The organism is Devosia aurantiaca, from assembly GCF_011058215.1.
In the GTDB taxonomy this organism is placed as follows: Bacteria; Pseudomonadota; Alphaproteobacteria; order Rhizobiales; family Devosiaceae; genus Devosia; species Devosia aurantiaca.
The window spans coordinates 222,074-241,243 of record NZ_JAALFG010000002.1; the positions used below are offsets into that span (position 1 = coordinate 222,074).

General features: G+C 61.0%; 14 protein-coding genes and 5 pseudogenes. 2 read left to right on the forward strand and 17 right to left on the reverse strand.

Features of this window, described 5'->3' with window-relative positions; all coding sequences use genetic code 11:
- The first annotated feature begins 20 nt into the window (after positions 1-20).
- Both gltX and gltA read left to right on the forward strand, forming a co-directional pair.
- Entirely contained in the window at positions 21-1,436 is a 1,416-nt protein-coding gene (gene gltX / locus G5575_RS08560; protein ID WP_164533970.1) for a glutamate--tRNA ligase, read from the forward strand.
- A gap of 181 nt (positions 1,437-1,617) precedes the next feature.
- Complete coding sequence (gltA, locus tag G5575_RS08565) at positions 1,618-2,907, forward strand: citrate synthase (RefSeq protein ID WP_164533971.1); 1,290 nt, start codon at positions 1,618-1,620, stop codon at positions 2,905-2,907.
- On the opposite strand, the gene G5575_RS21055 is transcribed toward gltA, so the two are convergent.
- The 17 genes and pseudogenes from G5575_RS21055 to dnaE form a co-directional block, all read right to left on the reverse strand.
- Positions 2,883-3,527 carry a glycosyltransferase family protein gene (locus tag G5575_RS21055; RefSeq protein ID WP_164533972.1) on the reverse strand — a complete coding sequence of 215 codons (645 nt, stop codon included), beginning with the start codon at positions 3,525-3,527 and terminating at the stop codon, positions 2,883-2,885. The genes gltA and G5575_RS21055 overlap by 25 nt on opposite strands.
- Positions 3,479-4,030 carry a glycosyltransferase family protein gene (locus G5575_RS21060; protein WP_164533973.1) on the reverse strand — a complete coding sequence of 184 codons (552 nt, stop codon included), beginning with the start codon at positions 4,028-4,030 and terminating at the stop codon, positions 3,479-3,481. The genes G5575_RS21055 and G5575_RS21060 overlap by 49 nt, the downstream gene beginning before the upstream one ends.
- Before the next feature lie 6 nt (positions 4,031-4,036).
- Positions 4,037-4,848: pseudogene (lpxA, locus tag G5575_RS22165) on the reverse strand (acyl-ACP--UDP-N-acetylglucosamine O-acyltransferase).
- Positions 4,845-5,321 carry a 3-hydroxyacyl-ACP dehydratase FabZ gene (gene fabZ / locus G5575_RS08585; protein ID WP_164533974.1) on the reverse strand — a complete coding sequence of 159 codons (477 nt, stop codon included), beginning with the start codon at positions 5,319-5,321 and terminating at the stop codon, positions 4,845-4,847. The pseudogene lpxA and the gene fabZ overlap by 4 nt, the downstream one beginning before the upstream one ends.
- Positions 5,318-6,346 (reverse strand): UDP-3-O-(3-hydroxymyristoyl)glucosamine N-acyltransferase, encoded by a 1,029-nt coding sequence (gene lpxD, locus G5575_RS08590; protein ID WP_164533975.1) that lies wholly within the window; start codon positions 6,344-6,346, stop codon positions 5,318-5,320. The genes fabZ and lpxD overlap by 4 nt, the downstream gene beginning before the upstream one ends.
- Before the next feature lie 71 nt (positions 6,347-6,417).
- Positions 6,418-7,785, reverse strand: coding sequence for an outer membrane protein assembly factor BamA (gene bamA, locus G5575_RS20250; protein WP_328766079.1), 1,368 nt, complete (start codon positions 7,783-7,785; stop codon positions 6,418-6,420).
- On the reverse strand, positions 7,670-8,533 hold the full coding sequence (locus G5575_RS21685) for a POTRA domain-containing protein (protein WP_164533977.1): 864 nt from the start codon (positions 8,531-8,533) through the stop codon (positions 7,670-7,672). Before G5575_RS21685 ends, bamA begins: the two co-directional genes overlap by 116 nt.
- A gap of 182 nt (positions 8,534-8,715) precedes the next feature.
- Positions 8,716-9,525 carry an RIP metalloprotease RseP gene (gene rseP / locus G5575_RS08605; RefSeq protein ID WP_328765940.1) on the reverse strand — a complete coding sequence of 270 codons (810 nt, stop codon included), beginning with the start codon at positions 9,523-9,525 and terminating at the stop codon, positions 8,716-8,718.
- A pseudogene (locus G5575_RS21690) lies at positions 9,495-9,848 on the reverse strand (site-2 protease family protein); the annotation flags it as partial. The gene rseP and the pseudogene G5575_RS21690, both read right to left, overlap by 31 nt.
- 40 nt (positions 9,849-9,888) lie before the next feature.
- Positions 9,889-10,353 carry a phosphatidate cytidylyltransferase gene (locus G5575_RS08610; protein WP_164533978.1) on the reverse strand — a complete coding sequence of 155 codons (465 nt, stop codon included), beginning with the start codon at positions 10,351-10,353 and terminating at the stop codon, positions 9,889-9,891.
- 7 nt (positions 10,354-10,360) lie between these two features.
- Positions 10,361-10,747, reverse strand: a complete 387-nt coding sequence (locus G5575_RS08615; RefSeq protein ID WP_164533979.1) for a phosphatidate cytidylyltransferase — start codon at positions 10,745-10,747, stop codon at positions 10,361-10,363.
- Positions 10,744-11,504, reverse strand: a pseudogene (locus G5575_RS08620) (isoprenyl transferase). Before G5575_RS08620 ends, G5575_RS08615 begins: the two are co-directional and overlap by 4 nt.
- 34 nt (positions 11,505-11,538) lie before the next feature.
- Positions 11,539-12,092: pseudogene (frr, locus tag G5575_RS08625) on the reverse strand (ribosome recycling factor).
- Positions 12,093-12,145: 53 nt separating this feature from the next.
- Positions 12,146-12,865 carry a UMP kinase gene (gene pyrH, locus G5575_RS08630; protein ID WP_164533980.1) on the reverse strand — a complete coding sequence of 240 codons (720 nt, stop codon included), beginning with the start codon at positions 12,863-12,865 and terminating at the stop codon, positions 12,146-12,148.
- A gap of 180 nt (positions 12,866-13,045) precedes the next feature.
- Positions 13,046-13,975: a translation elongation factor Ts gene (gene tsf / locus G5575_RS08635; protein WP_164533981.1), complete on the reverse strand. Its 930-nt coding sequence runs from the start codon at positions 13,973-13,975 to the stop codon at positions 13,046-13,048.
- A 103-nt stretch (positions 13,976-14,078) separates the two neighbouring features.
- The gene (gene rpsB, locus G5575_RS08640; RefSeq protein WP_164533982.1) at positions 14,079-14,852 is read right to left on the reverse strand and encodes a 30S ribosomal protein S2; all 774 of its coding nucleotides are present in this window, start codon (positions 14,850-14,852) and stop codon (positions 14,079-14,081) included.
- Positions 14,853-15,221: 369 nt separating this feature from the next.
- Positions 15,222-18,676 (reverse strand): annotated as a pseudogene (gene dnaE / locus G5575_RS08645) (DNA polymerase III subunit alpha).
- Positions 18,677-19,170: the final 494 nt, after the last annotated feature.

A 19,170-nucleotide genomic window follows, 5' to 3' on the forward strand; every position in this document is an offset into this window, starting at 1 on the left:
CCTCATATCCCCGGTTTTCTATGTCTCAGGTCGTCACCCGCTTTGCCCCGTCTCCCACTGGGTACCTCCATATCGGTGGCGCCCGTACGGCTTTGTTCAACTGGGCATTTGCGCAGAACCAGGGCGGCAAGATGCTGCTCCGTATCGAAGACACCGATCGCGAGCGCTCCACCGAAGCTGCTGTCACGGCGCTGATCGACGGCCTGAAATGGTTGGGCCTGGAATGGGACGGCGAGCCCATCAGCCAATTTGGCCGCGCTGCCCGGCATGCCGAAGTGGCGCACGAACTGGTCAAGATCGGCCACGCTTATTACTGCTACTGCTCGCCGCAGGAACTCGACCAGATGCGGGAAGAAGCGCGCGCCGCCGGTAAGCCGCCGCGATACAACGGTTTTTGGCGCGACCGCGACCCCTCCGAAGCGCCGGAAGGCGTGTCCCCGGTCATTCGCATCAAGGCTCCGCTGTCGGGCGAGATCGTGGTCAAGGATCACGTGCAGGGCGACGTGGTCTTCAAGACTGAAAACCTCGACGACTTCATCATCCTCCGCTCGGACGGCACGCCGACCTATATGCATGCCGTGGTGGTCGACGACCACGACATGGGCGTCACCCATATCATTCGCGGCGACGACCACCTCACCAACGCGGCCCGCCAGATCGTCATCTACAATGCCATGGGCTGGACCGTGCCGGAGATGGCGCATATTCCGCTGATCCACGGTCCGGATGGCGCCAAGCTTTCAAAGCGCCATGGTGCCTTGGGGGTCGAAGCCTATCGGCAGATGGGATACCTGCCCGAAGCGCTCCGCAACTATCTTGCGCGTCTTGGCTGGAGCCATGGCGACGAAGAAATCTTCTCGACCGATCAGCTCGTCGAGTGGTTTAGCCTCGAAGCGCTCAACAAGGGTGCGGCGCGGTTCGACTTCGTCAAACTCGAAAACATCAACGGCCACTACATTCGCGAGGCCAAGCCGGACTACCTTTACGCCATCATGGTCGACACCGCCCGTGAAGTGGGACGCGACGTCGATGTCCAAGGCCTCACCGCCAACATGGACACCGTTCTTGCCGCCCTGCCCGAGCTTCAGCCCCGCGCCAAGACGGTGCTGGAGCTGATCGACCTTGCGCAGTTCATCTATGCCGTGCGACCCATCCAGCCGGACGCCGCCGCCGCAGCTTTGCTGACTGAAGAGAGCCGGGCCGTGCTCCGCAGCGTTGCCGAAACGTTAGGGGGCCTTGCTGAATGGTCAGTTCCGGCGATCGACACGGCCATGCGTGCCTTGGCTGAAGAAAAGGGCCTCAAGCTCGGCAAGCTGGCGCAGCCGCTGCGCGCTGCGCTGACCGGACGCACCGTTTCTCCGGGTATTTTCGAGGTCATGGTGCTGATCGGGCGCGATGAAAGCCTCGCTCGACTCGGCGACCAGACCGCCGCCTGACAACGGAAACAGCACATGCCGCCGCGTGGCCGATAGATAAGTCGTACTTACCTATTGGTTGCTTGGTGTGGCCAAGACCTGATACCTCTCACATCGATAATCGGCGCTTTCCTAGCGCCGGCCGGCGCCCGGACAAGTCTGTCCCTTCCCTCGGCGCCCGGGGCAAATCGAGGAGAGCCTAATGACCGATAAAGTCGCCAAACTCGTCATCGGTGACCAGACACATGAATTCCCGATCCTGAGCGGATCGGTGGGTCCAGAAGTGATGGACATCCGTTCGCTTTACGCCAAAACGGGGCTGTTCACTTATGACCCGGGCTTTACCTCGACTGCCGCTTGCGACAGCGCGATCACCTATATCGACGGCGACAAGGGCGAATTGCTTTATCGCGGCTATCCCATCGAGCAGCTGGCCGAGAGCTCCAACTATCTCGAAGTTTGCTATTTGCTGCTGTATGGCGAACTCCCCGACGCCAAGGCGTTCAAGGAATTCGAGCAGCTGGTGACGCGCCACACCATGGTGCACGAACAGATGCACTATTTCTACCGTGGCTTCCGTCGCGACGCGCATCCGATGGCCATCATGACCGGCGTGGTCGGCGCCATGGCGGCATTTTACCATGACTCGACCGACATCAACGATCCGCAGCAGCGCGAGATCGCCTCGATCCGCATGATCGCCAAGATGCCGACCATTGCGGCCATGGCATACAAATACTCGGTCGGCCAGCCCTTCGTTTATCCACGCAACGACCTCGATTACGCATCAAACTTCCTGCACATGTGCTTCTCGGTGCCCGCCGAGGAATACAAGGTCGATCCCAAGATCGCCCGCGCTATGGACCTGATCTTCACGCTCCATGCAGATCATGAGCAGAATGCGTCGACCTCGACGGTGCGTCTCTCCGGCTCCTCGGATGCCAATCCATTCGCCTGTATCGCTGCAGGCGTCGCTTGCCTTTGGGGTCCGGCACATGGCGGCGCCAACGAAGCCGCGCTCAACATGCTGCGCGAGATCGGCACCGTCGATCGCATCCCCGAGTTCATCGCCCGCGCCAAGGACAAGAACGATCCGTTCCGCCTTATGGGCTTTGGGCACCGGGTCTATAAAAACTTCGATCCGCGCGCCAAGGTCATGCAGCAGACCGCCAAGGAAGTGCTGAGCATTCTAGGCGTCGAGAACAACCCAACCCTCCAGGTGGCCCAGGAACTCGAGCGTATCGCGCTTGAAGATCAGTACTTCATCGATCGCAAGCTCTACCCGAACGTCGACTTCTATTCTGGCGTGATCCTCGACGCGATCGGCTTCCCGACATCCATGTTCACGGTGCTCTTTGCCGTGGCCCGTACGGTGGGCTGGATTTCGCAGTGGAAGGAAATGATCGGCGATCCGCAAAAGAAGATCGGCCGTCCGCGCCAGCTCTACAACGGCGCCACGGCCCGCGACTACGAGCCGATCAACAACCGCTGATTGCGCCAAAGGGAGAGGATCTGCTCAGCTGGGTCCTCCTTCCCATGCGGCGGCTGCCCCGCCTCCATAAGTTCTGCAAGCTCGCTAAAGGCATCCACTTGTGCCTGGCGGGCTTTTTTGTTGCCGATGAGATCGAGCAAAGTGGTTCCGACCATTTCACTCGACAGATCGCGAGACACCAGCTCCGGCACCACGTTTCTGCCAAGGATGATATTGGGCAACGAAACGGCCGGCTTTCCAAGCCTCTCGAAGACACGCGCCTGATGAGCGTCGAGGGCGTAGATAACGGCCATTGGCACGCGGGCCATAGCCAGTTCCAGCGTCACCGTGCCTGAAACGCAGACGGCCGCTATGGCTTTGCTGTAAAGCTGCTGTCGCTTTACACGATCGTCTACCAAGGTCACCGCCGTCGGCCAGCTCTGGATTTCCTGGGTAAGTCGGGCCCGCAAACTGGGCAGAGTTGGCAGCACCAGCTCGGTGACATTCGGCTGTTTAGCGAGCTCCAGTGCCAGTTCCCTCATGATGGGCAAATGACGCCGCAGTTCCCCTCCCCGGCTGCCGGGAAGCAAGATCAGCGGTCCGCTATCGTGGACCTCGCCGGTTTTCGAACTCTCCCCCAAAGAGGGATGGCCAACATAGACGGTTGGTGGCCCCCAAGACGCTCCATGACCGACGGCTCGAAAGGAAGGACGGCGAAAACGGCATCGAAGAGCGGCTTTAGCCTTGCTGCCCGTTCCGGATTTCGAGCCCAGACCGAGGGCGCGACATAGAGGATGAGCGGCTTGCTATAGCCTCTTGAGCGCAGGCGCCGAGCGAGGAGCTTGGAAAAATCCTGAGCATCCACGAGCACGACAATGTCCGGTTGCGCCCGCAGGATGGCGCGCGCCGCTTGCTCCAGGCGCCACAGCAATCGCGGCAGGTTCAGAAGGACGTCGGTAACGCCCATCACCGCCAGGTCCGACATAGGAAAGAGCGGATGGAGCCCCTGCCCCTGCAATTCGTCTCCGCCCACGCCAGAAAGCTCGAGTGGAACGCGCTGTTTCAACCGCCTGACGAGATCAGCCGCGATGCGATCGCCGGAGGGTTCGCCGGCCAGGATGAAGAGGCGCAGCGGCGTGCTCATTGCGCCCTATTCGGCTTCTTGCCCGTTGCGCGGCAGAAGGATGGGGCGATCACTGGCCTCGGCAATGAAACGGACGACGTCCTGCACCAGGAAATCGTCTTTGAACAGCTCCGCTGCGTCTTCCACCCGCTCGCGCAAAGTGCCCTCGCTCGCAAAAATCTGGCGGTAGGCAGCGCGCAGGCGATGGATCGACTCGCGTTCGAAACCGCGACGCTTCAGGCCAACAAGATTAAGACCCGTGAGGTGAGCGCGATTGCCGATTGCCATGCCGTAAGGAATGACGTCGCCGTCGACCATGGATTGCGCGCCGATAAAGGCATGCGAGCCAATGCGGCTGAACTGGTGGATCACGCAAGTGCCGCCAAAAATGACATTGTCGCCGACGTGAACGCGTGGCCGGCAATGCCAACGTAATTGGCCATGATGACATTGTTACCCACGATTGCGTCATGGGCAACATGGGCATTTGCCATGATCAGGCAGTCATTGCCGATCTTGGTCAGCATGCCGCCATTTTGCGTACCAGGGTTGATAGTGACGCTTTCACGGATCGTGCAGCGTTCACCGATCTCGAGGCGCGAGTCCTCGCCGTGGAATTTGAGGTCCTGCGGCTCGTGGCCAACCGACGCGAAGGGGAAGATCCGCGTGCCCTTGCCGATGACCGTATTGCCTTCGACGACAGCGTGGGAGACGAGCTCGACGTCATCGCCGAGAACGACATTAGGACCGACGATGCTGTAGGGCCCGATGCGAACGCTGCTCCCGAGCCGCGCGCTTTCCGAGACGATCGCCGTCGGATGGATACTCGCGTCGCTCAAGATTCGGCCGGCACGATCATTGCGGTGATTTCCGCTTCGGCAATGATGTTGCCGTCGACCTTTGCGGTCGCCTGGTAGCGGCCGACATTGCGGCGGCGCTGAATCTTGGCAATGTGGAACTCGATCTTGTCGCCCGGACCGGCCGGCTTGCGGAACTTGGCCTTGTCGACACCGAGCATCAGGACGATGTTTTTCCCGCCCTTGTCAGCGTCGTGCTTGATGACGATGGCGCCAGCGGTTTGTGCCATGCCTTCGATGATCAGCACACCCGGGAAAATCGGATTGCCCGGAAAATGGCCGAGGAAGATCGGCTCGTTATAGGTGACGTTCTTGATGCCGACGGCAGACTCGTCGGTGTCGATGTCGACGATGCGGTCGATCATCAAGAAGGGATAGCGGTGTGGAAGCGCCTCAAGAATCTCGCCGATGCTCATGGCATCAAGTTCAGTCGCCTTGGCGATGGTCTCGGTCATCCCCGCTTTTCCCCCTTGGACAGTTTCCGCATCACGGCGATTTCACGCCAGAAGTCTCTTATATCTTGCGCCGGCGCGCCAGCAAGCTTGGAGCCGGCCGGCCAGTCCTTGGTCACTGCGGCACGGCCATGGACCACCGAGCCAGAACCGATGGACATGTGTCCGGACGTGCCGACCCCGCCGCCGACCAGAACGCCGTCGCCCAAAACGGTCGAGCCTGACAAGCCGCTCATGGCCGCGATCAGGCAGTTGCGACCGATGCGGCAGTTGTGGCCGATCTGGACGAGGTTATCGATCTTGGTTCCGTCGCCGATCACGGTGTCGCCAAGCGCGCCACGATCCACAGTGCTGTTGGCGCCGATCTCGACACGATCCTGAACGATGACGCGGCCGAGCTGAGGAATCTTCCGGTTGCCACGCCCGAGGTCGAGCCAGCCAAAGCCCTCCGTACCGATCCTGACACCGGAATGAAGCACCACTTCGTTGCCAAGGTGCGCGCAATCGATGCTGCAGTTGGCAGCGATCGTGCAGTTGCGCCCGATGGTCACGCCCGGGCCAATGACCGTGTTAGCGCCAATGACCGTACCGCGACCGATTTCGACGCCTGCACCAATGACAACATTGGCGCCGATCGTAACGTCGCGCTCGATCAGCTTCTCGCCAAGGTCTTCGCGTGTGCCAGCAATGATGTTGCGGGTGCTGTCGGGATAAAGGAAGTCGAGGAGGTCGGCGAAGAGGTTGTGCGGCTTGTCGGCAACCACAGCGACGCTGGCTTCCGGCACGGCCTCGCGCAACGCCGCCGATACCACCACGACACCAGCGGTGCTGCGGCGCAGTTCCTCGATATAGCTAGGCTGGGCAGCAAGACCGATTTCATTAGGCCCCGCCAGATCGAGCTCGGCCACACCTTTAATGACTAGGTCTGGGTTTGCCAGCTGCGAAACAAGATCGGGCTGCCCGACCTGTGCCAGCAGGTTACCGAGGGCGATAGGGCCGGCAAAGCGATGAAATCGGGTGTCGACCATAAAGCCACTCAAAATACCAGAGCCGCGGCGCTACCGCCCCGCGGCTCTAAAAGTCTGTCACGCTGCTCTTATTAGAGCAAGGTCGAGATGGTGAACTGGAACAGCTGCGTCCGATCGTCCGTCGACTTGTTGAGCGTCTGCGCAACGTCGCCACGCAGCGGACCGAACGGTGAATCCCAGATCAGCGATGCACCGACCGACGTGCGGAGCGGCTGGTCGTTGCTGGTCGCAGTCTGAAGGCCGCCATTGAGGATCTCGCTGGCATCACCCACCCAACCAGCATCGGCAAACACCGCACCGGACAGGCCGTAGTTTTCCGGCAGGCCGGGGATCGGGAACTCGATTTCAGCCGAGATACCAGCAAACATCGTGGTGCCGATGAACTCGCCAGCGGCCGTCCGCGGGCCAAAGCCACGACCTTCAAAGCCACGCACCAGCTGGGAGCCGGGCGAGAAGGCTTCAACGACGTTGACGCCTTCGCCATCGAGGCTGTTGATCATGCCGGCCTGACCACGGACGCTGGCAACGATGCCGCTATCCTGGATCAGAGGCACGAAGTAACGGCCACGCGCTTCCGACTTGATCAGGTTGTGATCCCAGCCAATGTATTGCTGGCTGAAGGTCGCATAGAGACCCTCGGTCGGGTTCTTGATGTCATCGAGGCCATTCCAGGTCAGCGTATAGCCGATGAACGCCTTGTTGAATTCCTGACCATCGGCCACGAACTGCGAGATCGGACCCGTATTGTCCGTGATCACCTTGCGCTCATAGCCACCGAAGAAGCTGGCATTGAGCGAGCTGGTGAGCGGCACGCCAAGACGGAGCTGACCACCGGTCGACTGAGCACCGTAGAAGCTGCTGTCGGTCTCTTCGTAGATGCGGTGGTACGCGTCGACGCCTGCCGCCACCTTGAGGCCCATGAAGCGGGGTTCGGTGAAGGAGAAGTCGAAGGTACGGCCGCTCTGCGAGGCGCCGATGGCAGCACGCAGGTATTGGCCGCGACCAAGGAAGTTGCGTTCGGTCAGCGAGACTTCGCCCAGGATGCCGTCGCTGGTCGAGTAACCGGCCGTCGCACCGTATTCACCAGTCGACTTTTCCTCGACATTGATGTTGAGCACGATCTTGTCGGGCGCAGAACCCGGACCGGTCGTCACGTTGACGCTGGAGAAGTAATCGAGAGCCTGGATGGCCGTACGGCCCCGGATGACCATGGAGCGGTTGAAGGGGTCGCCTTCGGAGAAGTTCAGCTCACGACGAATAACGAAGTCGCGCGTCTTCTCATTGCCGGTGATGTTGATGCGCTCGACGTAAACACGAGCACCTTCATCGACGAGATAGGTGACGTTGAACTTGCCGGTGGCAACATCGCGGTCGAGACGGGCACGGACGTCGGCGAAGGAATAACCCTGAGCCGTGGCTTCGTAGGCCATGTCTTCGATCGTGGCCTGCAGGTCCTGCATCGAGTAGGTGCGACCCTGCCCGGTGCGAACCGTGCTGCTGCAGCACATCGGTGTTGAGACCGTCGATGCTGGTTTCGATACCGACATTTCCGAAATCGTAGCGCTGGCCTTCGTTCACCGTGAAGTTGATGAAGTAGCCGTTACGGGTAGGATCATACTCGGCCACAGAATTGACCTGCACGTCCGGATAGCCGCGATTGGCATAGTAGCGACGAACCAACTCGCGGTCGGCTGCAAGCTTCTGCTCGTTGTACATGTCATCGCGCAGCAGCCAGCTCAGAATGCCCGATTCCTTGGTGAGGATCGCGCCCTTGAGATTGTTGGAGCCGATGGCATTGTTGCCCGTGAAGTTGATGGCCGCGATACCGGCGCGATCGCCTTCGTTGACTGTGAAGATCACGCGGACACGACCATCCGCCACGGCTTCGGTGCGAGCGGTGACGCCGACCGACATGAAGCCTTCGCTATCATAGGCCTGACGAATGCTTTCGATGTCAGCGTTGAGACGCTGCTGGGTGTAGACGCCAGAGGCGGAGACATCGACCATCTTGAGAAGGTCAGCGTCCGAGAAGCGGCGATTGCCCTCGAACAGCACCGAAGCAACCAACTGCTCCTGAGCCTGAACTGCCACGACGCCAAGAACAGGCACGCCTGCAACCATCGGGGCCGCGCCCAGAAGGGCGATCGCGGAAACCGCGCCACGCAGCAGCTTGGTGGGGTGAGTCATATTGTTGTTTGCCTTCTGCGACCGGCCCAGGGAATCGCCATGCACAGCGCTCCCCCAAGCTAACTCCATTGGAGTGTTTTACTTTTTTTAACCAGGAACAAGGCGCCTTTGTCGACGCGGTTAGCAATTCCTTGGTCCGTTGGTATTCGTGCAACACCTCGCGAACCAAGGTTAACAAGGGGTTAGCGCAAGATGCCGAAATGCGCGAAAACCGTGTCATTGAACAAGGTGAATACCATCAGCCCCATCACCAGCGCAAACCCGAAACGGAAGCCGATCTCCTGTGTCCTCATGCTGAGGGGTCGCCCGCGGACGGCTTCGATCAGGTAGTAGAGGAGATGTCCGCCGTCGAGCATCGGCACCGGCAGGAGGTTGAAGATGCCGATGTTGAGCGACAAGAGCGCCATCAGGTTGATCAAAGCGACGATGCCAAGGGTTGCCACCTCGCCGGAAACCTTTGCGACCTTGACCGGGCCGCCCAGTTGCTCGACATCGCCGCGGCCGACGAAGAAGTCGCCGAGAAAAGCCGCCGTGCGCTGGATGATGAAGCGAATCTCCTGGACGGTCATGCCGATGGCTTCGAGCGGACCCGGCCGATAAAGCGTCACATCGGTTTCCGACACATCGCGGGTGACACCGATGCGGCCAATGCGCTGGTTGTTGCCGAAACGATCCTCTACATCGACGGCTTCGGGCACCAGCGTCAGCGTCTGGGAGGCGCCGTCGCGCTCCAGTTCCACGGCGACCTGCCGCTCCGGGCTGGTCGCGACATAGCGCTGGAAATCCTCAAAGCCACGAACGGCATAACCGTCCACAGCAAGGATGCGATCGCCGCTTTCGATACCGGCGGTGGCCGCGACCGATTCTGGCAAAACCTCGCCGATGACCGGGGGGAATAGCGGCCATAGCCGAGCAGCAGCGCGTAAAGGATCAAGAAGGTCAGGATGACATTGGCGATGGGTCCCGCGGCGACCACAGCAATCCGTTGCCACACGGACTTGTTGACGAAGAGGCGCGGCGCAAGGGCCGGATCGATCTTGGCTGAGGCTTCAGGATCCGGGACGCTGGCTTCGTTCATGTCGCCCAGGAACCGAACATAGCCGCCGAGCGGAATGGCCGAAATGCGCCAGCGCGTGCCATGGCGGTCGTTCCAGCCGACCAATTCCCGCCCGAAGCCGATCGAAAATGTCTGGATCGCTACACCATTCCAGCGTGCCACCAGATAATGGCCCATCTCGTGCACGAAGACGATGACGGTCAGTACCGCAAGAAACGGCACGACATAGGAAAGCAGCCAATAGGCGAAATCGATCATCGACAGTCCAGACACTGGCGCAGCCCGGACCGGAGCAGCGCTACCAATAAAGCAGGCCTTCAGCTACCGAGCCGAAGCCGGCATGCAAGAGACCAACGATTACCACCACGAAGACGCCAAATGTGAGGCTATCGAGACGATCCATCAGCCCGCCATGACCGGGGATAAGATCACCGCTATCCTTGATGCGGAAGTGGCGCTTGATGGCGCTTTCGGTGAGATCGCCAGCTTGGCCCAAAATGCTGATGGCGCAGGACAGGGCCAGGCCGATCCAGATCGGGGAATCGGTCAGGACGGTCCACGCGATCAGCCCCGCTCCGGTGCCGAGTGCGAGCCCGCCCAGCGCACCGGACCAGGTCTTGGAAGGAGAAATCTCTGGAGCAAGCTTTTCTCCACCGATCTGACGCCCGGTGAAAAAGGCAGCCGAATCCGTCATCCACACGACGACGCCGAGATAAACCCCGGCCCAGATGCCTGCCGTGGAGGTGTTGCGGATCAGCAGCAAGCCAGAATCAGCAGGCCGAACAACAGGATGCCTGCGGCCCGCCACAAAAATCTTCCCGCCCCATGGTTGCCGCGACCACGAGCGCAACCGCTATGGCAGCAGCCAGCCCCGCCAAGCCGAAGACCGGGTACAGCAACCCGGAAATAGCAACCAGGCCGATGATGACCATGCCCCGCGGCGTCAGCGGTGCGCGGGAGACCATGGTCTCCCATTCGCGATAAGCGCCGGCATAGACCGCACCCACCACGGCCGCAAAGAAGTAGCCGCCGAAATACAAGGCTGCGACCGTCAGTGCCACGAGGACCGCCGCGGAAGCCAGGCGTGTTCCGACATCCGACCAGGAGCGGCGGGCGGCGGAGATTGGCTCGGGAGATTGGCCCTGTGGCGCGCTCACCGTCCGACCGCCTCTACACCGCCGAAGCGCCGCTCTCTCGTCGAGAACGTCTCCAGCACCCGCCTGAACGTTGCCTCGTCGAAATCGGGCCAGTGTTCCTCGACGAAGACGAACTCGGCATAAGCAGCCTGCCAGAGGAGGAAATTGGACAGCCGCTGCTCGCCGCTGGTGCGGATGATCAGATCGGGATCGGGAGTCCGGCGGTGAAGAGAGCATTGCCGATGGCCGCTTCATCGATCGCTTCCGGCGACAGCCGACCGGCGGCAACTTCGCGCGCAAGATGGCGGGCAGCCTCAGCGATCTCGGCCTTGCTGCCGTAGTTGAACGCGACAACGAGGTTGAGGCCGGTATTGTGCGCGGTCTTGGCCTCGGCATCATCGATCAGCCGCACCAAGGAAGGTTCGAGACCCCGGCGAGTGCCGATGATGCGGACGCGCACATTGTTGCGGATCAATCGCTGCAGATCGGACGCCACGAAGCGCCGCAGCAGATTGAAGATAAAGGAGATTTCGTCTGGTGGACGGGTCCAGTTCTCCGACGAGAAACTGAAAACCGTCAGGGTGCCAACGCCGTAGTTGATGCAAAGCTCGACGAGGTTGCGGAGGGTCTTAACGCCCTCGACATGGCCTTCGGTGCGTCGCTTGCCGCGCATCTTGGCCCAGCGGCCATTGCCATCCATGATGACGCCAAGGTGCAGCGGAATGCGAAGTCCGCTGCCTGTGTCAGGCTTCAAACTGGTGGCGGGTTCCCCGGCCATCGACGCCCTCCCGGCGCGAGATCAGCGGGCCGTCTTAGACCTGCATGATCTCCTTTTCCTTCTGTGCCACAATGGTGTCGATCTCGCTTACCATTTCATCGGTGGCCTTCTGCACAAGCTCGGACTGCTTCTTGACGTCGTCCTGGCTCATGTCGCCGTCCTTCTCCGCCTTTTTCAAGGCGTCCATGCCGTCGCGACGGATATGGCGAACGGCAACGCGGGCGGCTTCGGCGTAATTGTGCGCGACCTTGGAAAGTTCCTTGCGGCGCTGCTCGTTGAGCTCCGGCAGCGGCACGCGGATGATCTGCCCTTCGCCCATTGGATTAAGGCCAAGGCCGCTATCACGGATCGCCTTTTCCACGGCATTGGCCAGCGAGCGATCCCAGACCTGTACAGACAGCATGCGCGGCTCGGGAACGGTGACCGTCGCGACCTGGCTCAGTGGCGTGCGCGACCCATAGGCATCAACCGTCACCGGCTCTAGAAGGGTCGCACTGGCACGACCGGTGCGAAGGCCGCCCAGTTCATCCTTGAGCGAAGCGATGGTCTTTGCATGCGCTGCTTGAGATCGTTGAGATTGTAGGCCATGGCCAGTCTCCTTCCAGTCGCTTGCCGGCTTGATGTGCCAGCAGGTGTGTTCGTTAAAGCGGATTGCCGACGCGCGTCGAAAGGCCCCTGCCCTCCAGAACACCCGACAAGCCCGCTTTGTCATCGAGTGCATATACGATTATCGGCATGGCGTTGTCGCGGGCAAGCGCGAATGCGGCCGTGTCCATGACCTTGAGATTTTGGCTGATGACTTCGTCATAGCTGACGGCTGTGTAGCGCGTCGCGGTCGGGTCCTTCATCGGATCGGCCGTATAGACGCCGTCGACCTTGGTACCCTTGAGCACCACGTCGCATTCGAGCTCGATGGCGCGAAGCGTTGCGGCCGTATCGGTGGTGAAGAACGGATTGCCGGTGCCACCACCCAGGACGACAACGAAGCCTTCCTCGAGCGCCTGCTTGGCATCGCGCGCCGTGAAGGTATCGGCAACGGAGGGCATGGTAGCCGCACTGAAGGGCTTGGACTTCATGCCTTGCCGGCTGATGGCATTACTGAGGGCCAGGGCATTGATCATGGTGCCCAGCATGCCCATGAGATCGGCGGTGACGCGATCGGTGCCATCCGCTGCACCTGCCATGCCGCGGAAGATGTTGCCGCCGCCAACGACGATGGCGACCTGCGTTCCGGTGCGCGCCACGTCGGCGATCTGCTTGGCAATGCCCTGGAGAAAAGGCGGTTCGATGCCGAAGGAATTGTCTCCCGCCAGCGCCTCGCCCGAAACTTTGAGCAGTATGCGCTTATAGGCAGACGGCATCGGCAAACCCCTTAGAAAATGCTTGGAAGGCCGCCGACTCCGGAGACCGGCCGACCCTATGGCAAATCAACCCTCAACAGAAGGCGAAGATGCATAAGAAAAGAAGAGATAGTAGCGCTCGATTTTATCCCTGGGGATAAAAGAGCAGCAAGCGGGCCCGGAGGCCCGCCTGCAAAAAGCTTACTTGACGCCAGCGGTAGCAGCGACTTCGGCAGCAAAGTCGGTCTCGACCTTCTCGATGCCTTCGCCCAGGGCATAACGCACGAACTGGGTCAGCTTGATCGGCGCGCCGACATCCTTTTCCGCATTCTTGATGGCGTCGGCGACCTTGGTCTCGCCGTCGATCACGAACACCTGGCTGAGGAGCGTTACTTCCTCGAAATACTTGCGCATGCGGCCTTCGACCATCTTGTCGGCGATCTCGGCGGGCTTGCCCGATTCCTTGACCTGCTCGAGGATGATGGCGCGCTCGCGGGCAACAACGTCCTGGTCCAGTTCGTCAGGCGAAATAGCCTGCGGCTGCGCAGCAGCGATGTGCATGGCAAGCTGCTTGCCGAGGGCGGAGAGAGCAGCAGCCTTGTCGCCGGTCGATTCCAGCGCCACCAGAATGCCGATCTTGCCCATGCCGGACTTGACCGCATTGTGGATGTAGCTTTCCACGACGCCATCCGAGACCGAGACGGTCTTGGTGCGGCGCAGGTTCATGTTCTCGCCGATCTTAGCGATGGCTTCGGTGAGCTCGGCGGAAACCGAGTGGCCCGTGCCGGGGAACGGCATTTCGCCGAGCTTGACGACGTCGCCATCGGCGTCGAGGGCAAGCTTGGCAACCGAGCCGACGATGTTTTGGAACTGCTCGTTGCGGGCAACGAAATCGGTTTCCGAGTTGACTTCGACGACAGCAGCCTTGGTGCCGGCGGTTGCGACACCGACGAGGCCCTCAGCGGCGACGCGATCCGCCTTCTTGGCGGCCTTGGCGAGGCCACGGGTGCGCAGCCAATCGACCGCAGCTTCCATGTCGCCATTGGTTTCGGCCAGAGCCTTCTTGCAGTCCATCATGCCCACGCCAGTCGACTCGCGGAGCTGCTTGACCATTGCAGCAGTGATTTCCATGGGTTCACCTCTTGGCGGCCCCTCGCGGAGCCACGTGTGTGTAGGGGATAGTCCGGCAGGCGGACGCGGCGTGCCTCCGCAGGAAGGCACGCCTTGACGAAAGTTAGTTGACGGCGGCTTCGCCTTCGGCCGGCAGATCTTCAGCCGGAGCTTCCGAGGAAGCGCCAAGATCGGTGCCGAGAGCGCTCGAAGAGCGGCCGATGCCGTCAAGGGCAGCGCGCGAGATCAGCGAGACATAAAGCTCGAGGGCACGCGAGGCGTCGTCGTTGCCAGGAATGGCGTAGTCGACGGTGTCCGGATCGGAGTTGGTGTCGACGATGGCGATCACCGGAATGCCGAGGCGACGGGCTTCCTTGATGGCGTTCGCTTCCTTGTTGGTGTCGATCACGAACAGGAGGCTCGGAACGTTGCCCATGTCCTTGATGCCGCCCAGGTCGCGCTCGAGGCGTTCCTGTTCACGGGACATCATCAGGCGCTCTTTCTTGGTGCGGAGCGCCAGGTCGGCGTCGCTCATCGATTCCAGTTCGCGCAGACGCGAGATGGAGTTCGAAATGGTCTGCCAGTTGGTCAGCGTGCCACCGAGCCAACGCGAGTTGACATAGTATTGTGCCGACTGCTTGGCAGCGTCGGCAACGAGCGGGGCAGCCTGGCGCTTGGTGCCGACGAAGAGGACGCGGCCGCCATCGGCGACGGTGTCGCTGACGAGCTGAAGAGCGCGCTGCAGAGCCGGGACGGTCTGCGACAGGTCGAGGATGTGAATGTCGTTGCGAACGCCGAAAATGTGGCGTTCCATCTTCGGGTTCCAGCGGTGCTTCTGGTGGCCGAAGTGCACGCCAGCTTCGAGAAGCTGACGCATGGAGAATTCTGGCAGTGCCATGATGGGCTGCTCCTTTACCGGTTGATGCCTCCACGAAGCCTTGCGACGGACGAACCGCCACCGGATGGATTTCCGCGGGGGAAAGCCTGCTTCATGTGTGAAATCACGTGCGGCACGATGCCGAACGCAGGGGCGATATAGGGGAAGGCTCCCGTTTTGGCAACCCACCATGCCCGAGCCTGCGGCAGACACAGTGCCGTGAGGCGCCGCCACAATCGTTAACGCGTCACGGAACTGCCGCAAACCGACTTACATTAATCAGGCATAGACCCGCGCCAATGACGTGGGGACAGGGGTGAAAGCCCTCAAGCAGGAGAGGATGGGCTGGCCGGCTCGCCTCTCCTGCGTTTATGTTCGGTAAGCGCCTGGTTACGCGAAACGGACGTCGGTCACCCCTTCCAGTGCCTTTATACCACCCGCCACCTCGGCGGTGACATTGTATTTGCCCGGCAGCTCAATCTCGTATTCCTTGGCGCCGCCTTCGCGGATGACCACGAAGTTGACCGTGCCATTGCCGCCGCGCTTGAGCTGGGCACTGGTGGGCGCCAGCGCCTTGGTGTCAGCCATGAAGATGGTGAGTTGGCGATTGATGCTTTCGGCGGCCCCTTCGATGGGCTTGGCGCCATTAAGCATGAGGCTGATGCCTTCGGCGCGCTCCTGGGCGCCAACTTCCAGAATGACCGAATTGCCCGGCTGCAGGATCGAGCCGAACTGGGTGATCTGCTCCGAAAAGGCGATGCACTCAAAGGTACCGCTTTGATCCGACAGGGTCAGGATCATCATCGGCGTGCCTTTACGCGTTCGCCGATCGTTACGGGATGCGATCGTGCCGGCTAGGCGCCCTGCCCCGGCGCCGTCCTTCACGGCCCGCTCGAAATCACTCCAGCGCTGGACACGGAGCTTTTCGAAGAGATCGGCATAGGCATCGAGCGGATGCGCCGACAGGTGAAAGCCGATAGCGGCCAGCTCGCGGTCGGCGCGCTCGGTGGAATTCCAGGCGGCAACACCGGTGGGCAGGCGGAAGGGTTCGGGCTCTGCCGAAGCGAACATGTTCCATTGGCCCTCGTTACGTTCGCTGGTCAGCGCTTGGGCGGTGCCAATCACTGATTCCACCGCGGCAAAGGCCACTTCGCGACGCGGCACCAGGGCATCGAAGGCACCAGCATTGACCAGGGTTTCGAGCGTGCGCTTGTTGAGGACGCGCGGATCGACGCGATGGGCAAAGTCGCCGAGATCCTTGAATGGCTTATCGCCCCGCACTTCGACGATATGCTCGGCCATGGCCCGGCCGACGCCCTTTACGGCCGACAGGCCATAATGAATGCGGTCATCCTTGACCGAAAAGACCACTTCCGAGGTGTTGACGCAGGGCGCCACGACGTCAATGCCCTTCTTGCCTGCCTCGCGGCGGAAGTCGGACAGCTTGTCGGTCTGTGCCATGTCGAGGGTCATCGAGGCGGCGTAGAATTCGTGCGGGAAATGTTCCTTGAGATAGGCCGTCTGGTAGCTCACCCAGGCATAGGCGGCGGCGTGGGATTTGTTGAAGCCGTAATTGGCGAACTTGGCCAGGAGGTCGAAGATTTCGTCAGCGAGCGACTCCTTAACACCCTCCTTTGCCGAACCCTCCCGGAAACGGACGCGCTGGCGGTCCATTTCGGCGCGATCCTTCTTGCCCATCGCGCGGCGGAGCATGTCGGCTTCGCCAAGGGAATAGCCGGATAGGAGCTGGGCGATCTGCATCACCTGCTCCTGGTAGACGATAATGCCATAAGTCTCGTCGAGGACGGTGGAAAGCGTCGGATGGGGATAGGCCACATCTTCGCGGCCGTGCTTTCGATCAACGAAGCTAGGGATATTGTCCATCGGGCCCGGCCGATAGAGCGCATTCATGGCGATCAGATCTTCAATGCGGTCAGGCTTGAGATCCATCAGGGCGCGGCGCATGCCGGCGGATTCAAACTGGAAGATGCCGTAGGTATCGCCACGGGCGTAGAGCTTATAGGTCGCCGCGTCCTCGATCGGGATCGCGTCGATATCGAGCTCGACACCACGCTTTTTGACCATGTCGACAGCGTAGCGGATAGTGGTCAGGGTCTTAAGACCGAGGAAGTCGAACTTCACCAGACCCGCGGGCTCGACCCATTTGAGGTTGTATTGCGTAACCGGCATGTCGGAGCGCGGGTCGCGATAGAGCGGCAGCAGTTCCTGCAGCGGCCGATCGCCGATGACGATGCCGGCGGCATGGGTCGAGGCGTGGCGGAATAGCCCCTCGAGCGACTTGGCGATCTCGACGAGCTGGGCGACGGTCTCGTCATCCTCCGCCATCTGCTTGAACTGCGGAACCTCATTCATGGTGCGCTCGATCGACCAGGGGTCGGCCGGATTGGCGGGCACGAGCTTGCAGATGCGATCAACCTGGCCATAGGGCATCTGCAGCACGCGGCCGACGTCGCGCAAAACGGCGCGCGCCTGCAGCGTTCCGAAGGTGATGATCTGCGCGACTTGGCTCGTGCCGTATTTGTCCTGGACGTAGTCGATGACTTCTTCGCGCCGGTCCTGGCAGAAGTCGATGTCGAAGTCCGGCATCGAGATACGTTCCGGATTTAGGAAGCGCTCGAACAGCAGGTTGTAACGAAGGGGATCGAGGTCGGTGATGGTGGTGGCGTAGGCCACAAGCGAACCGGCACCCGAGCCACGGCCCGGGCCGACGGGAATGTCATGGGCCTTGGACCATTGAATGAAGTCGGCCACGATCAGGAAGTAGCCGGGAAATTTCATCTTCTCGATGACTTTGAGCTCGAAATCGAGCCGCTCGCGATATTCGATCTCGGTCTTGCCCGGAGCGATGCCGGTGGTCGCGATGCGCTTGTCGAGCCCCTCGACCGCAATGCGGCGCAGCTCGGCGGCTTCGGCGGCCACGACTTCGTCTTCGGTATCGTGCGAGCCGGCGGCGAATTTGGGCAGGATGGGCCCGCGGGTGCGCGGCCGGAAGGCGACTCGCTTGGCGATCTCGATCGTTGAGTCGAGCGCTTCCGGGAGATCGGAAAACAGCTCGACCATCTCGGCGCGCGTCTTGAAGAAATACTGATCGTTGAGCTTGCGGCGCTCGGTCTGCGCCAGCACCGACCCACCGGCAATGGCGAGCAGAGCGTCGTGCGCTTCGAATTCCTTGGCGGTCTTGAAAAAGGGCTCGTTGGTCGCGACCAGCGGAATGCCCTTGCGATATGCGTAATCGACAAGGCGCGGCTCGACCGCGGCCTCCTGAGGACGGCCATGTCGCTGCAGCTCTATATAGAAGCGGTCGCCGAAAAGGTCTGCCAGCCGATCGAGGCGGCGGACGGCATTGGCATCCTGCCCATGAGCGAAGGGCATGTCGATGGCGCCTTCCGGGCCGCCCGAGAGACAGATGAGGCCAGTCAAGGCATCCGGCGTCATCCAGTCGAGCTTGGCGCGAGCCAGCCCATCATCGCTCTCCATATAGGCGCGGGAGACGAGGCGCGAGAGATTGGCAAAGCCGCCTTCCGACTGCGCCATCAACACGATCGAAGACTTGCCGGTCCAGGCCGCATGGCCGCGTTCGCTGATCCGCTCCTCGGCAGCGGCAAAATCGACGGCAAGCTCGACGCCGATCAGTGGCTGGATGCCTTTTTGGTCGCCTTCTCGGAAAATTCCAGCGCGCCGAATAGATTGTTGGTGTCGGCAATGCCGAGCGCCGGCTGTTTGTCTTCGGCGGCAAGCTTCAGAATCGTTTCGAGCTGCACCGCGCCTTCGAGCAGGGAGAAGGCAGAGTGGACGTGTAGATGGATAAAGCCGGGGCCGCGCATGAAGATCTCCTGATCCGACTCTGTTGGACTGAGCGCGCCGGGTCAAACCGCGCCGCGATCAATCCACAGACGATCACGCGAGGTGGGTCAGCAGATCCATCCAGGTCAGTGAGCCAATGGTGAAGGCGCTGAGGGTAACGAAGGCGGCAGCGTCCTTGATGAAATCCAGCATCTTGATCTCCCTTGTTGCTATAATGTTCTTATACGTTCCATGTTTGTTCTCGTCCAGGGATGATAACGATGATAGTGGGGGAGACCGGCATAGTGGTTAGCGTTTCGTTAGGAGAGGTTGGCCGACGTTAAGGATTCGCAGGCGTGCGAAGTGTCCGGGCAGCCCATGGGCTTCCGGTTCGAACACGGTGGGAAGCGGCTTTCGCCTCGAAGAGTTTGGGAAGTGAAGAGGCGAAAGCCGCTTCGCACGATCGGGATTTTGTGCGCACGCCTCGAGCAGCCCACCCAATGGTGACGGCGATTGCTTGATTTCGAGGCGGGTG